This is a genomic window from Chondromyces crocatus (genome assembly GCF_001189295.1).
GTDB lineage: Bacteria > Myxococcota_A > Polyangia > Polyangiales > Polyangiaceae > Chondromyces > Chondromyces crocatus.
Genome location: NZ_CP012159.1, coordinates 9,153,101 through 9,169,211 on the forward strand (window position 1 = coordinate 9,153,101; position 16,111 = coordinate 9,169,211).

The following is a 16,111-nucleotide window of genomic DNA, read 5'->3' on the forward strand; positions in this document are numbered from 1 at the left end:
CCTCAGCGGTGCTTGAGGTCGACGTCCTCCGAAAGCCCCAGCTCGCGGAGTGCCACCTTCGTCTCCTCGACCTTCGAGACCGTGGTGCCGCCAGGGGGCTCGACATCGACCGAGACGGTGAGCTTCAATCCGCCGCTGGTCGCGAAGCGCGAGAGGACCTTCGTGTAGAAGTTCATCCACTTCTGCGGCGAGATCTCGCCGGTCCACTGGAATCCGGCGATCTCGGTGGAGGGTGGCGGTTCCGAAGTTCCGCTCGTTGCCGTGGTGGTCGTGGACGTAGGCGTCACGCCGCGCAGGATGCCCGTCGGCTGCGGGTTCGCCGTGCCCCCGGACGGAGCCGCTCCCCCACCCGAGACGGGTTGTGTGGCGCCTGCGGGCGCCGCAGGCGCGGCCTTCTGGGCGACGTACTCTTCCGCGCGCTCGCGGACGATCAGGTACACGTCCTCGGCGATCTCGATGTCGTTGGAACCGAGGGAGCGCTTGTAGACGAACGGCTCATAGCCGCCGTCGGCTGCCTTGCCGACGTATGCCACGGTGCCAGCGTCGAGGCCGCGCGAGATGGTGTCCTTCACTGCATCGGGCTTCAGCAGCCTCGGGAACTTCGGTGAGGCGTAGAAGGCGTCGCGCACCGACTTGGTGCTCCACTCGGGCAGCGCGGGCGGCCAGTAGCGCGTGAGAAAGTTCGGGCTGACGCCCTCGACGACGATGTCCTCCTGCCGGAGGCGCGCGAGGATCAACTCCACCAGCGAGCCCGCCGCGCTCGAGTGAACGAGCCCGAGGTCGATCTTCCGCAGCGAGTTGTCGTCGCCGAGCAGGAAGACGTTCTTGTACGCGCGCCACACGGCCTCGCGCAGGTCGCGCTCGGCGCGCTTGGTGTTCTCGGTGAGTTGCCGCTGCTGCGTTTCATCGAGCTTCAGCTCGCCGGAGTCCGCGTCGATGTCCTTCCACGCCAGGAGCTTGCGGGCCTCCTCGAGGAGCGTCGTTGCATCCTCCGGCACGATCCAGATGAGCGCGCTTTTGAAGGTGCGCGAGGATGCGCCGCTCTCGGTCGTCATTGTGGAGATCAGGTTCTTCGTCGCAGGCTCCGGTGCAGTGTTTTCGGGAGCCAGCACGACGAGTGTGAGCAATGCGCGGTCGGGCACGTCGTTGCTCTTCTTCGGGAAGTAGACGCGCTCGAGGCCCGTGCCTGCTCCGAAGACCTTCTGGATCTCCTTGCGCACCACTTCGTCGATCGACGCCGTGCTGACGCTCGCGCGGCGATCCGCGAGGAGCTTGTTTAGGTTCGGCTGGAAGCTGAAGCGGTAGCGGTTCTTCTCGGCCGCGAGGAAGTAGCAACTGTCGGTCAGCGCTTCGAGACACTGCTCGACGTTGCCGATGTCGAGCGCGGGCTCGGCCACAGCCAGGCGCACCTCGGGCAAGGTCGCCTCCCCACGCTGCTGACCTCCGTTCGACTCGAACAAGATCGTCGTCGCGACCTTGCGGTGAAGCCGCGCCTTCTTCAGCTCGGGCGTCGCCTCCGTGTCGAGCCGCAGCGCGTGCGCGTGGTCCTTCCCGGCGATGTCTGTGGTCACGGCGGGCTCGAGGCGTGCCTCGCCGAGCTGCTCGAAGAGCGCCGCGCGGAACAGCGGGTCTTCGAGAGGCGCCGTCCCGAGCGAGATGAGCGGGTCCTTGTGCGCTCCCTTGTAGCCCTCGGCGTAGGCCTTCGATACCCACAGCGCGAGTAGCCGCAGTACGCCGCGCGTCTGCTGGAAGCGAGGGAGGCCCTGCCACTTGCGCTCGAACACCGAGAGCAGCGACGGGTGGAAGGGGTACGAGGCCTTCATCGCCTCGCGTGCGTTCTCGACCGGGAACCAGCTCGGGAGCTGCTGCTTGTTGGCCTGCAGCCACGCCTCGTACTCCTCGATGGTTGCGATGGCCTCCTTCGGCAGCCCCTGCCACTCGAAGAGGCGGCGGCGGATGATCTCAGAGGTTTCGGCCTCGGCCGACATGATCACAGCCTTGCCGAGACGGTCGAGCAGCTTCTTGAAGCGCTCGAAGTCGGACTGGTCCTCCGCGGTCATCTCCAACTCAGATGCCGGGATCGACACAGCCAGCACCACGTTGTCGCGGCCGCGCGCAACCTCGGAGAGGTTGTGCAGGAACGTGTAGAGCTGACTGGCGAGCCCGCTCTTGCGGCTGCGGCTCACGTAGTTCATCAGCTCGTCGAACAGGATGAGCGTCGGCTTGCCCTTCGGGAGCATGCGCTCGATGACGTCGCCTCCGGGCGCGGTCAGCTCCTTCTCATGCTGCTCGACGAGCTTGAAGCCCTCCTCGCCGCCGAGCTGGAAGGCGATCTCGCCCCACGGCGTCTTGCGCAGCGGCGTGCCGTCGTGGCCACCGCGACCGGTGATGGAGTCGAATTCGGTTCCGACGAAGATGGCCGTCGCCGCCTTCGGCACGGTGGTCACGCCCGCGTTCTGCAGGATGCCGCTCACGCCCTTCCACGACTTCGACGCGTCGCCGTTCTGGGCGAGGTGAAAGAGCAAGGTCAGCGAGTGGGTCTTGCCACCACCGAACTGCGTCGAGAGGTTGAAGATGGCCGAGGTCTCGACCTTCACGCCCGATAGGCGCCGCACGACCTGCGCGGTGAGCTCGCTCAGGTTCTTCGTGAGGAAGGTGCGCTCGAAGAACTCGGCCGGGTTCTGGTACACAGCCGGCGCGCGCCCATCGCGAACGTGGTCGAGGTGGACCGCGAATTCAGACGCGTCGAGCGGCTTGCCTTCGCGCAGATCTTCGCGCGGGGTGACGATTTTGTACCAGGGCTTCATTGCCATGTTGTTCTCACTTTCACTGCCGCGCGAAGCGCTCGAAACGCCCCGTGTTGGAGTTGAGCTTCCACGCCTGAAAGAATCCGTAGGGGAACGTCCCCGCGTCGTTGCGCGAGCCGACGATCACCAGCGTCTCGCCGGCGAGCGACGCACGTTCGGCGATAGGCATGGCCTCGATCACTTCGCCCGCGAGCGACGCGACGAACGCGGGGCCGTCTGCGGCGTCGGGCCGGTAGCAGACGACGACGCGCAGACCGCACCGAACGCAGAGCACCTTCCACAGCGAGTAGGCGACGAGGTCCGCGTCCGCCGAGTTCTCGAGCTCGCACACCGCGAGCGGGAAGCGCCAGCCCTCGCCCGGCGTCGAGAACGCCATCACGTCTTGCGAGAGGTACTCGTTGCGCTTCACGGGTAGGACCGTGCAGCGATGGCCCTTGCCAGCGGCTGCCCAGCCCAGCGTCTCGAACGAGCGCACGACCACGCTCGTGAGCGCCGACGTCCACCGCGCGAGGTCGGAGCGCACGGACGCCTCCCGAAGCTCGTCGGCGGCGAGCCGGTCGTCTCCGAGTGTCTCGAAGAACTGCGACGTCCACTTGGTGGCCAGCGCACTCATCCGAAGCCCAGCCCCTTCTTGCGCGCAAGCACGCCATCGACCCAGCGCTTTTCGTCGGAGCCGCTTGGGTATAGGGCCGAGAACGATTGGGCGAGCTTCCAGAACAGCGGGCCCTGGCCGACGCCCTCCTGCACCAGGAAGCGCTTCAGCGCCTCACCGCGCCCGGAGGCGAAGAGCAGCATCGCCTGATGGACGCGGTCGAGCGAGGTGGCGCCTGCCTTGGGCGAGCCGACGTCGCCCCAGCCCTGCTCGTCGGCAGCGTGTTCCAGCTCGGCGAAGAGCGACATCTGCTTCTTCTTCGACGACCGCTTCGGCGCGGGCACCGCGTCGGCACCGCCGAAGAGGTACTTCGTGCGCTCGGCAACCGCGAGAAGGCGCGCGGTCTCGCCCTTCACTTCGACCACGTGGTCGAGTGATTCGAGGCGCGCACCGAGCCCTTGGGCAATCTTGCGAGCTGCGTCGTACTCGAGACTGAAGCCAGCCAGCGCTCCTTCGCTATCGGCGTTCTCGTCGTCGCCAGCCGGCTCGTCGTCTCCGGCTTCCGAGCCCCTCGACGAGCCCGGGCCGGCGAGCGTCCAGAGCCACATCGCAGTGATGCGCGCGTCCTCTTCGAGCCCTGTGGTCTCGGCCTCGTCGAAGATCATCGCGAGGGCTTCGCGCGAGACGGTGGCCCAGACCTGCTCTAGGTACTCCTCGAGTGGCACGATGGCACCGGAGACCTTCTCGACGCGGGCGTAGCGCGAGAACAGCTCCAGCGCGGGGCCGAGGCACGCGAAGATCGCGTCGGCGCCGACGATGCCCTCGCGGGCGAGCCGCGGCATCCACTCGGCAATGCGTTTCGGGAGGGCTGAGAGGATGTCGCGCCAGTCGCCTACAGTGTCCACGATGAGGCGTCCGTCGCGGTGCTCGCGTGGGCGGCACACGAGGTGGATCGACGATCCGAGAACCGCCGAGTTCCGTGCGCGCAGGCGCGGGGCGTTCTCGGTGTCGATGGGCCACGAGGCGGTGATAATCCAACCCGCGTCGATCATTGCGGCGAGGAGGTCCTCCCAACCGCTCGTCGACTTGTGCGCAAAGATGATGACGCCGATGCCATCGGGGCGCGTCACACGTCGCGCCTCGGCGAGCGCCGCGGTCATGATGCGCCGGTAGTAGTCGCGGTCCTTGCCGGCGACCGGGTTGACGATCGCCTCGTTCTCGCGTGGCACGAGCGCCGTCTTGAACAGCTCCGGGTGGTCGCTGCCGAGCATGCGCCTCAGCCAGACGTAGAAGAAGTCCGAGAGATCCGCGTATGGGATGGCGTCGTAGTAGGGCGGATCGGTGATGAGGATGTGCGCGCAGTCCGTCGGCAGCGGGTGGTGGCTTGCCGAGGCCATGCCGACGTCGGCGCCGTGGCCGCCCGCCGTGACGTGCGCATTGCGCAGGCCACGGACGACGTGCTCGACCGCGCCCGACCACGAGCCCGACGAAGACGCGAGCGGGTTCGCCTCGCCGTAGTCCCAGATGATCGGCAGCGCCTGCCGCGTGAACAGATGCGGTAGCGCCGAGCCGCTCGGGTTCCAGGAGCAGCCGGTGTTCTGGTAGTCGCAGAGCCGATCGACCGCGAGCGCGAGGCACGAGCGCACGGCGACGCCGAGACCGTTCGGCGTGCGGTCATCGGGCATCGCCTCACGCACAAGGCGCGCGAGCGTCGTGAGCGTCAGGAGCTGGCGCGGCGTGAAGAGATCGCGCCAGCGGACCATGCCGTAGCGCTGCACGCGGAAGCCGAGCGTGCCGATGGGCGGAAGCGGCTCGCCGGGAAGCTCGTCGCCCTGCGTCCGATCGAGCGCGGCCACAGCCTTCGAGGCCGCTGCGAGCGCGACGTGGTCCTCGTGCGTCGGCGCGCGGAACGAGCGCTCCCCGGAGGCGCCGCCGAGGGCCACGGCAACAAGTAGCGCGGAGGGCGCACCACCCGAGCGCGCGGTGAGCTGCTCGCGCACACGCTCGACGGGGATCGTGTAGCCGCACTTCAGGCAGGTCGCGGCGCCACGCCGAACCGTCGGCTCGGGAAACGACCGCAGGCTGCCTTCGGCGATCTCGAACCTAGGCGTCGGCCCATCCCAGCCCGCGAGCTTGATGCCGATGGTCCGTTCGCCACGGCGCGACAGGTGGAACTTGCTGGTGAGCACAACGTCGGCGCCACACCTCGGACCCTCGCACTGAATGCGGCGGAACGAGATGTACGCCACGGGCAGCTGCGCTCCTGCGCCCGTCACGACGGGATAGAACTGCTGCAGCTCCTCACGAGATTGCTTCGCGATCTGCGTGCCCCAGCGCGTCACCTCGCTAAAAAGCTGCTCCCCGAACTGCTGGACGTACTCGAGGGTGACCTTGCTGATGAGCGTCGCGACCGGGTTCAGGTCGGAGGCGTAGGACGTCGTGCCAAGGCGCAGGCCCTCGAGCGGGATCGAGCCGCCACCGCAGAACGGATCGGCGAGGAACGAGGGACCGCCGTCGAACAGTGAGGCGTGCGCGGACGATGCGAGCGTGCGCGCGGCGTCGCGGAAGGCCGGGTCGGTAGCGCGCTGCCACGACGCGAAGTCAGAGACCAACCGGAGCAGCCCGCGCCTGAGCGCCTCGCCGTCGCCGTCGAACGGCGTGCCGTAGAGCTGCCCGAGGACGTCGCGTGCCTGTGCCTTGAACGCGTCGGGGCACGCGGGATCGAGGGGATCGATCAGCGAGGCAGCCAGGGCGGCTGCGCGACACGACGGCAGGGGCTTGCGCGCCCACCAGATGTGGATCGCGGTGATGTGGCCGTGATGGACCGAGCGCCCATTGCGCGCGTGTTCGGACACCTGGGCGATTGGAAGATCGACCTCGATGAGCCGGCGCGGGTAGGTCTCGGTCGCGAGCATCAGAGGGGCGTCTCCACGCACGGGAACGCCGCGAGCCTGAATCCCGCCATCGTGGCGGGATTCATGGCGGGATACGCCCGCGGGCGCGCCTGCCTCTGAGGCATCCCGCCATCGTGGCGAGATTCATGGCAGGATTTCATGGGCGCACCACCTCGTAGTAGGTCGCCCGGCCCGCGCCGACTCGACGAAGCAGCCCAAGCTCGGTCATCCGCTTGAGGTGGTTGAGCGCCGTGCGGTTGGGGAGCTCCAGCGCCTCTTGGTACTCGGGCGACGTGGCGCGCTCGCGGGTGACGAGCCACGCCCAGCCCACGCGCTCCGCGGCGCTCAGCTCGGTGAGAGCCTTGTTGTCGCTGACGTCCGCCGTGACCGAGGCGGCGTCGGGGTACATCGTGAGCACGACGTACGGCCCCTTGTACGTGTACGAGGGCAAGGGCAGCCCCGCAGCCGACGCACGCTCGCGCATCGAGCGCAGGCCGAGCCCACGCTCCTCGGCGAGCTTCATCTTGCCGAAGACGAAGTGCATCACCGGGTTGCGGCTCAGCATCGGCGCGTCGAAGGCCTCGAGCTGCTTCATCGTGATCGGCTCGACGGGCGCACCGGGGCTCATCACGACGACCTTGTGCGGGCTGGCGATGAGCTGGCACTTCGCGCCCTTGATCGCGTAGTCGCGATGCACCAGCGCGTTGACGATGCCCTCGCGAAGCAGCTCGTAGAACGTCTCGCGGACCTCCTTGCGCTTGGCCGATGTGCGGGTGATCGGGTTCGGCAGCTTGTCCTTCAGCCATGCGATGGCCTGGTCGGGAGCCTCGATGGCGGGGCCGACGAAGTCGCGCGGCTCCTCCCGGCCGTCTTCGTAGGTGATAGTGCCGAGGAGCCCTGCTTGCGGAAGCAGCTCGCGCGGCTGCTTGCCGAAGAGCAGTGTGCCGAAACCGGTCGGGACGAACTTGCCCTTCTGCTCGACGAGGAGGCCCTGCTTAGCAAGGCGCCTGTGGAACTCGGCGACCGTGCGCGTGCCCTTGTCGAACGTCGCGCGGTACTCCTTCAGTGCCGCGGCATCGAGATCGCCGAGGGTAGCGCCACGCTGGGGGCCCTCGAACTCGGACAGCGATGCGGGCTGCTTGCCGCCGCCTTCGCGTGCTGCTGCCGCGCGCACCTCGGCCTGCGCGATGAACTTGCGGTTCGTCGCGCGGATGCGCTCCTGCAGATCGCGGTCGAAGATGTGCACCTTCACGCCGCTGTCCTGCAGGTACTTGATGCCCTTGCGGTCAACGGTCGGATCGGGATCTTCCACGCCGACCCAGATCTCCTTGATGCGAGCGAGCACGATGCGCTCGGCGCAGGAGAGCTTCGGGTGCTTGCGCGCGCCAGGGGCGCAGGGTTCGAGGGTGCTGAAGAGGACGGCGTCGTCGAGCTTGTCGCTCCGGTGCTTCCGCTCGAGGAGCGTGAACTCCGCGTGGTCGCCGTCGCGAAGCTCGCTGCGGCTCGCGGTGTCGGTCACACCGTCGTTCCAGAGCACGGCGCCGACGAGCGGGCTCGCCTTGCCGTCGCCGCGCGGCTCCTGCGTCGATCGGACCATCACGTCGACGGCCAGCTCCATGAGCTTTCTGGGATCGAAGCGCTTGGTCGCCATCGTCAGAAGCCGAGTCCCTTCTTGCGTGCGAGGACGCCGTCGACCCAACGCTTCTCGTCCGTACCACCGGGGTAGAGCGCGGAGAGGGACTGCGCGAGCTTCCAGAACTGCGGCTGCTTGCCGACGCCTTCCTCCACGATGAAGCGCTTGAGGGCCTCGCCGCGTCCCGAGCCGAACAGCAGCATCGCCTGGTGGACGCGATCGAGCGTCGTGGTGGCCGCCTTGGGCGCGCCAACCTCGCCCCATCCCTGCGCCTCGGCTGCTTGGTCGAGGTCGCCGAAGAGCGTCATCTGCTTCTTCTTCGCAGCCTTCTTCGCAGTCGGGACCCCTTCAGTCCTGCCGAACAGATGCCCCGTCCGTTCGATGGCGCCGAGCAATCGCGCTTTGTCCCCTTTGATCTCGACAACCTGCTGGAGTTCGTCGAGACGAGCGCCCAAGCCCTGCGCGATCTTGCGGGTAGCGTCGTATTCGAGAACGAATCCGGTACCGCTGGCCTTGCTACCGGCTTCGTCTTCGTCGTCGCCATCCACATCAGGGGCCACCTCCTCCGGGGGCCCATCGTCACCGCCTCGCCCGCCGAGCGTCCAGAGCATCATAACGCTCACCCGCGCGTCGGGCTCGAGCGCACCAGCGTCAGAATCGCGCAATACAGTCGCAAGGGCTTCGCGCGACACGCAGGCCCAAACCTGCTCGAGGTATTCGCGCAGGAGGACACGCTCTCCGCTTGCCTTCTCCACGTGCGAGTACCGGGAAAAGACCTCCAGCGCCGGGCCGAGACACGCGAAGATGGCGTCCGCACCGACGACGCCCTCTGCAGCCAGTCGAGGCATCCATTCGTGGATACGAACGGGCAGTTCGGCAAGAATCTCGCGCCAACTGCCGACATCGCCCTCTCGAGCAGTGCCATCGGGATTCTCACGAGGACGGCACACAAGGTGGACCGAAGAAGCAAGCGCGGCGGCGTTGTTAGCTCGCAGCCTCCCGGGGCGCTCGGTGTCGATCGGCCAGGAGGCAGTTAGAATCCACCCCGCGTCAATCATCGCTTGGAGCTGCGTCTCCCATCCGACAGTCGTCTTGTGGGCAAACACGACAACGCCGAGTCCGCTCGGAGCCAAGACGCGGCGGGCGTCGGCCATCGCCTTGCGCATCTCGGTCTCGAAGTACTCACGCGTCTTGAACGCGTAGTCCTTGTTTCGCTCGGCAAGCTGAACGATTTCTCCTCGCTTCTCGGTCAGCCGAGGCGCAAGGAGGTCAGGGTGGACGCGACGCAGCGACCGCTTCAGCCAAACGAAGAAGAAGTCGGATAGGTCTGCGTAAGGGACAGCGTCGTAGTACGGTGGATCGGTAAATACGAGTGCTGCGCTGTCATCTGGCAGGGGATGCGCTGTCGCAGACGCTGCTACGGCCGAACCGGTCGGGCTCTGTGAGAGCGCTTCTCGCTCAATGACGCGAACAATCCACTCAAGCGCACCGTCAAAATTGCCACTACTGTCGGAGAACGGATACACCTCGGCGAAGTCCCAGATGATGCCAAGCGCCTGCCTCCCGAACGTGTTCGCCACGAACTCGCCAACCCACCGTGCAAGCGAACTCCAGTAGTCGGCACACCGATCGACAAGAAGAGCGACGCAGGTCTGCACGGCCTGTCTGAGCTCCATATCCTTGATCGGTTCGCACGCCTCAGGGCAGTGCCTCGCAAGCGTCGACAATGTGAGGGCCTGCCGTGCGGTGAAGAGGTCGCCCCACGTGGTCGCGTCCAAGAGGTGAATGTTGAAGATGCTGCGCAAATACGGCAGCGGCTCATCGGGAACAGCCGGGAGGCCGTCGATGGCGGGAAGGACATTGAGCCGACCTTGGGCGATCGCGACCGCATCGAGATCATAAGGAGTCGGTGAGCGGAACCTTCGCCCGGTAGTTCTGGGGTCGGACACGACCACCGCAAGAAGCTGCGCGTCGCGTGCTCCACTCCGACGGCCCTTGAACTGTGCGCGTACTCGGTCCGCCGGCGTTGTGTAGCCACAGGCAGGGCAGCACAGAGCACCACGCTTGACGGTCCCGTCAGGGACCCGTGCCGAGGCGGACAGTTCCACGACGGCGCAGTCGAACGTCAGCCGCTTCGCGTCCGGGCGCAGCTCAACAATCGACCGGGGCTTCGCTTTACCCGAGATCAACGGCGATCTCTGGAGGGGAACCAGGTAGCCGCAGCCCGGACCTTCGCATCGTGCAGTCCGCGCCCAGAGATAGGCGGCTGGAACCCCGCCCTCTGATTCTGGAGGGTAAACGTCTCGGACGTCGGCAAGAGCACGTTCTCTTAGCCTCGATGCAGCTCGGCGAAGCTCAGTCGCCAGGTCAGCACCGAACTTGGGGACGTACTCGAGCAGGACCCGGTTCAGGAGAACGGGGATGGGGTTGAGGTCGCTTGCGAACGCATCTGCGCCGACCCGAAGAGCCTCGAGCGGGATCGAACCGCCGCCTGCAAATGGATCGACGACGACCGGTCGGGCAGAACCACCCGAGAGCGCCTGGTGTGCAGATGCCGTGAGAGCGCGCGCAGTTCGTAGGTACGCCTGGTCAGTCGAGTTATCCCAGTTCGCGAAGTCGGCAATGAAGTCAAGAAGCGCTCTCTGCAGTTCGCCGGCGTCCGCGAGGATCTCGGGGTTCTTCTGAATGCGAACAAGCCGAGAAAACGATTCGGGGCTGGACTTTCCGGCGTTGTCCGTCGCCCATGCATGGACCAGTCGACGTGCTTCAGTGATGAACGCCGGGGGGCAATCCCCATCCGTTGGAGCCGGCCAGAGCGAGGCGCAAAGGACGGCTCGGCAGGCTCCGAGCGGTCGGCGCGCCCACCAGAGATGGAGGGTCGAGAGATGTCCGTGTCGGATCGACTTCTCTCGGCGTGCGTGTTCCGAGATCCTTCGGATCGGCAGATCGACTTCGATCAGGCGCTTCGGGCTGTGCAGATTCAGAGCGCTCATTTCTTTGACGCCGCCTCTCTGAGGAGTTCTACGAGAGGGTCGAATGAGATGCTGGCCGCATACGCGCGACACGCTTCACCAACGAGAAACGCTCGGTCCCGCGTAACGCGATCTGCCAGACGATCGAACCAGCCGTGATGATCGACTCCAACGAGCTCAGCGAGGAAGGAGTCGACATCCAAACTGTAGGTGGACGCCCAGAGAGCTTTGACGGCCGAGTTGGCAAAAACCTCCTTCTCGGGCGGCATCGTCCCAGGAAGCTTGAAGACGAAATTCTTGGAGTCCTTTTTGGCGTCAGCGTCGAGCACCGCAGCGATGCGAAGACCTGAATCACGTAGCGTCTTCATGGCTGCCGTGATGGCCTCCTTGCCACCGCCGACGCTCTGGTCCTTCTCGTCGCGATAGCCACCAATCACGATTGCGGTGGTCTTCAACAGTTCAGGCTCTGCCTTCGCCAGCGCCTCCGCGAGGATGGCCGCTGCCACATCATCCTCAACCAGCACCCTCAGTGCCTTGTCATGCCCATCCGTCAGAACGCTTGCCACCTGCGCCGAAGCCAACCCCGGAAGCACTCGAACCCCGCTGGTGTTGTCACGCACGATCAGAATGCGTGACACCTGAGGCAAGGCTCGAAGCAGATGCTCGCTGTGGGTGCTGAGCAAGATCTGATGGCCATTTCGGAGTGCGAGATCTACGAGGTATTCACCAAACCGAAACTGGGCGGATTGGTGCAGCGAGATCTCGGGCTCCTCAAGAAGGATGAGCGACTTCGAAGACTGCGCTTCCAGCCTGTCGATGAGGTTGTGAACGCGGCACTCTCCGAACCCCATGTGGTTCTCGGAGTAGCTGAGCGAGCCCCTCCCGGCCGCCAAGATGGTCCCAGAGCGCGCCTTCAACGAGACACCTGCGCGCTCGACGCGGTCGTAGTGAGTACCAAGGACCTTGCCGACGGAAGTCGTGACGTTCGACGAGCAAGGCGTTCGCGTGGCAACCACGAGACGGCCGGCTTGCCGGAACGCAAATCCTTGTTCCTCGGCGCGCGGAGGGAACTCCGCGGCACCGAGAAAGAGCACTTCTCGTTCGTCTCGTCGGCGGTAGTCCGACCAGCGACTTGTACGTCGAGTTAGGGTGATCTCGCGCGTCTTGGCGTCCGCCTGCCAAGTTCCGATCGTCAGCTTCGCATCGGCTTTGAACGGCGTCGGGTCGAGAGCACCGAGTGCGAAGAAATCACGAAGCTGAAAGCCCTTGTCGCCTTGCCGATAGCTGCACGCGGCCAACTGAAGGAGGGTCGTTTTCCCCGTGCCGTTCGGTCCGCAGAAGGCGGTGATCGGGCTACGGAATTCGAGGTTCGAACCCGAGTGAAGGCGAAAGCCATGCACATGCAGGTGCGTGAGGACGTTACCGAAGTTTGCGTGCCGGTGATTCGACACGAACTTGCTCTGGAGAGTGTTTCTGGGGTCAGCCACGCGAGGCCTCCAAGATCGCCTTAGCCGTGACGTGGTAGTGCTCGACCTTCACGACGGGCTCCCATCCGAGCTTCGCCGGATTCTGAATCGTGTTCAGCTTCGGCGTCGTCGCGCAGTCGAAGACCACGTAGAGGTGGTAGTCGTCGCCGAGCCGCTGCGCGGTCCGGTACTCGTTCGCGGTGAGCGCCACCTCGCCCGTGCCAGAGCGACCCTTCACCTCGATGAAGCGCGCCTGCACGAACACGCCGGGCTCGCTCGGGTGCGGCCGCTTCGAGAGGAGGTCGTATCCCCGGTTCTCGTTCTCGACGCTCTCGACCACCCATCCGAGCGCGCGCTCGTGGTCGATCGCGACCTGCACGGCGATCTTCTCGATCACCGGATCGCTGACCATCGGCGCGATGTTCGGCGCCTCGCGATCGGGATGCGGGAGCACCCAGGCGCGGCCGAGGTGCTGCACATCTCCGATCATGCAGTGGCGCTCCATCTCGAGCTCGTGGCGACGGCGCTCGAGGCGCGCGTTCAGCTCGTCGAGGTGGTCCTCTGCCTGCTTGATGTTGCCTTCGATGGCCGGGATGACCTGGCCCTCGACGCGCCGTTCGAGCTGCTCGCCGAGCTTGATCTGCTGCTTGTCGATGAGCGTGTTGAGCGAGATCTCGATGTGCTCGCGCACGACGGAGTTCTCTTTCGTGCGCGGGCCCTGCACCTCGGCGAGGAACGGCGTGAGCGCGTTCTGGACGAGGTGGACCTCGACGAGATCGCGCTCGGGCAGCCCAGGAACCTCGGGAGCCTTCGTGCCCTTGGTCGAAGGGATGAGGTCGAGGAAGAGCGTCGGCTGCCGTAGCGAGAGGGTTCCGTCGACCTCGGCGCGCACGACGAAGAGCTTCTTGTGCAGCGTGTTCCCGCGACCGTCCTTGATCGACGCGGCGTAGACGTCGAGCCGGTACGGTGTCTTGGCGTGCAGGTCCCAGAGTACCGCGCCACGGCGTAGGTCATCGTCCACGCGATCGGTCACGTCGCTGCGCACCACCTCAAAGAGCGGGTGCCCAGGTGTGACCCACTCGAGCGTCGCGTCGTCGCCGAGCAGGCGCTTGTCGAACACGACGCGCTGGTACTCGCGTCCGAGCTTGCCGAAGCGGGGTTCGAGCCGCTCACCGATCGTCGTGAGCGTCTTCGGCACCTTGCCGACCTTGTAGACGTGGTCCTTGCCACGCACGGGCGACGGGTGGACGCCCGCGATGGGGCCCGCCGTCTTGAAGAAGTCCTCGATCACCTCGGGCACGAGGCGGCGCTCCTTGGCCTCCACCGACTTGCCGACGAGCGCCGAGAGGTTCAGCTCCTTCTTCGCGAGGCCCTCGAGCGTCGAACCGGTGATGCGCTTGAAGCGCTCCGGGTCGATGTCCTTAACGATGCGGTCCGAGATGTCGGTGACGTCGAGGCGCTTCGCGTACATCTCGCGGAACATCTTTTCGAGCGCGTTGGACGGCAGCATCTCGCCGACCACGTCGAACACCTTGTCGGTGCCGAGCTCGTCCTTGATCTCGGCGAGCCGCATCAGGAGCTTCTCGAGGACCCGCCCTTCGCGCGTGTTGACCGCCGCGAAGTTGAAGATGAGGCAGTCCTTCTGCTGGCCATAGCGGTGGATGCGGCCCATGCGCTGTTCGAGGCGCACGGGGTTCCACGGGATGTCGTAGTTGATCATCAACCAGCAGAACTGGAGGTTGATACCTTCGCCAGCCGCCTCGGTGGCGACGAGCACCTGAGCGTCCTCGCGGAACTCGCGCTCAGCGTAGATGCGCGTGTTGGGCGTGTCGCGGTCGCCGATGGGCATGCCGCCGTGGATCTGCGTGCAGGTCAGGCCCCACTCACGCAGCTTGCCGAGTGGGCGCCCGTCCTTACCGTCGCCAGCGAGGTAGTCGAGCGTGTCCTTGTGCTCGGTGAACACGAGGAGCTTCATCCTCGGATCGCTGAAGATCTGTTGCTCGCTCAGGACCTGCTTGAGCTTCACCAGCTTCGACTCGACCTCGCGCTTCTCGAGCGCGCGCGCCAGCTCGACGAGCTTGTCGAGGCGCTGGATCTCCTCGCGGAGCGCGATGGGATCGACGATGAGCACCGTCTCCTCAGCGCTCTGCATGATCTTCGCCTGCTCGTCTTCGGGCAGGTCGTCGAAGTCCTCGGGCAGCTTGCGGTCGATCTGCTGCTGCCGGTAGCTCTCCGGGTCGTCGAGGATCTTGCGGCGCTTGTCGCGCATGCGCTCGAGGCTGCGGCGCACGGCATACATGCTCGACGCGAAGCGACGCTGCAGCATCGCCATCTGGAAGCCGAGGATGTTGGCCTGCACGTTCTCGGCGGCAGCGGCCTTGATCGACTGGTCTTCGACGTAGCGCGTGAGGGCGTCGTAGAAGTCGAACTCCTCGCCATCGAGCTCGAACTTGGTCGTGCGCACGTCGCGGTTGGTGAAGAGCTTCTTCACCTCTCCGGTCTCGGGATCGGGGAACGCGACGAGCGCCTCTTTCAGGCGCCGCAGGTAGAACGGCGCCTCGTGCCGGCGCATCGCCTCCTCGAGGCTTTTCACGTCGCCGTAGACGTCGGGGTCGAGCAGGCTGAGGAAGAGGCGGAAGTTCTCCGGATCGCCTTTGTGGGGCGTCGCCGTCATCAGGAGGAAGTGGTCGGTGCGTTGCGAGAGCGCCTCGCCGATCTGGAAAGCGAGCGTCTTCTTGTCGGCGCTGTACGCGCTCATCTTGTGGGCCTCGTCGACGATGACGAGGTCCCACTGCGAGCGCAGCAGGCTCTCCTTCGCGTCCTCGACGCGCGAGATCCACGAGACCGACGTGACGACCTGGTTGTGCTCCTGCCAGGGGTTCTGGCCGTACTGCGTGCGCAGCACCTCCCCGCGCATCACGTCGAACTGCTCGCGGAACTTGTCTTTCAGCTCGCGCTGCCACTGGAATGTGAGGTTCGCGGGCGCCACGATGAGCGTGCGCTTCGCGAGCCCACGGATCTTCAGCTCCTTGAGGAGCAGGCCCGCCATGATCGTCTTGCCGGCGCCGGGGTCGTCGGCGAGCAAGAAGCGGATGCGGGGCAGCTTCAGGAAGTAGTCGTAGACGGCCTCGAGCTGGTGGGGCAGCGGGTCGACGCGTGCGATCGAGAGGGAGAAGTACGGGTCGTACTCGTATGCGAGCCCGAGGCGCGCGGCCTCGACGCCAAGCTTGAAGTGGAGCGGTTCGCCGTCGAATGGTTCGCTCTGGGGCGAGGCTTCGAGCAGCGCGAGCTGCTGGGCGTGGAGTACCCGGTTGTGGGTCTGGCCGGTCTTTTGGCCCGAGCCCACGACCTTCACGGCGTCGCCGAGCGGCGTGACCACCAGCACCTCGACGGGCTCCGGGAGCATCGGCCCGCGCACGATGATGCCCCGCTTGAGGTCGTCGAGCTTCATGGCTCGCCTCCCTCGTCGTCGCGCGCGGAGGCAGCTTTCTGCTGCTCGATCCACTGGTCGAGATCGACGCGCTTGAAGCGCCACTGGCCGCGCACCTTGAACGCCGGGAGCTCGCCCTTCTGGGCCATCGTGTAGACGGTTTTCTCCGCGACTTTGAGCAACTGGGCGACCTCGGGCAGCGTGAGAATCTCGTCCGTCATATTGGACCAGGCTCCACCTGGGTTAGCGGTTGGCAGAGGTTGCCAACCGGCGCCAGCGTACACCAGAGCCCGGGCAGACCGCAACGCTCGGTGCTT

At 65.9% G+C, this 16,111-nt stretch carries 8 protein-coding genes; all 8 read right to left on the reverse strand.

Annotated features, from left to right (window positions below; translation table 11 throughout):
• Nucleotides 1-2: 2 nt before the first annotated feature.
• Complete coding sequence (locus CMC5_RS33060; RefSeq protein ID WP_050434136.1) at nucleotides 3-2,813, reverse strand: ATP-binding protein; 2,811 nt, start codon at nucleotides 2,811-2,813, stop codon at nucleotides 3-5.
• Nucleotides 2,814-2,826: 13 nt separating this feature from the next.
• A complete protein-coding gene (locus CMC5_RS33065; protein ID WP_050434137.1) occupies nucleotides 2,827-3,420 on the reverse strand; it encodes a hypothetical protein in 594 nt (197 codons plus the stop codon).
• The gene (locus tag CMC5_RS33070) at nucleotides 3,417-6,314 is read right to left on the reverse strand and encodes a DUF1156 domain-containing protein (protein WP_050434138.1); all 2,898 of its coding nucleotides are present in this window, start codon (nucleotides 6,312-6,314) and stop codon (nucleotides 3,417-3,419) included. Before CMC5_RS33070 ends, CMC5_RS33065 begins: the two co-directional genes overlap by 4 nt.
• A gap of 136 nt (nucleotides 6,315-6,450) precedes the next feature.
• Nucleotides 6,451-7,944 carry an ATP-binding protein gene (locus CMC5_RS33075; RefSeq protein WP_050434139.1) on the reverse strand — a complete coding sequence of 498 codons (1,494 nt, stop codon included), beginning with the start codon at nucleotides 7,942-7,944 and terminating at the stop codon, nucleotides 6,451-6,453.
• A 2-nt stretch (nucleotides 7,945-7,946) separates the two neighbouring features.
• Nucleotides 7,947-10,919, reverse strand: coding sequence for a DUF1156 domain-containing protein (locus CMC5_RS33080; protein ID WP_050434140.1), 2,973 nt, complete (start codon nucleotides 10,917-10,919; stop codon nucleotides 7,947-7,949).
• Nucleotides 10,916-12,385 (reverse strand): ATP-dependent nuclease, encoded by a 1,470-nt coding sequence (locus tag CMC5_RS33085; protein WP_050434141.1) that lies wholly within the window; start codon nucleotides 12,383-12,385, stop codon nucleotides 10,916-10,918. Before CMC5_RS33085 ends, CMC5_RS33080 begins: the two co-directional genes overlap by 4 nt.
• Nucleotides 12,378-15,815 carry a protein NO VEIN domain-containing protein gene (locus tag CMC5_RS33090; RefSeq protein WP_050434142.1) on the reverse strand — a complete coding sequence of 1,146 codons (3,438 nt, stop codon included), beginning with the start codon at nucleotides 15,813-15,815 and terminating at the stop codon, nucleotides 12,378-12,380. The genes CMC5_RS33085 and CMC5_RS33090 overlap by 8 nt, the downstream gene beginning before the upstream one ends.
• Entirely contained in the window at nucleotides 15,812-16,015 is a 204-nt protein-coding gene (gene mads1, locus CMC5_RS33095) for a methylation-associated defense system helix-turn-helix domain-containing protein MAD1 (protein WP_050434143.1), read from the reverse strand. Before mads1 ends, CMC5_RS33090 begins: the two co-directional genes overlap by 4 nt.
• Nucleotides 16,016-16,111: the final 96 nt, after the last annotated feature.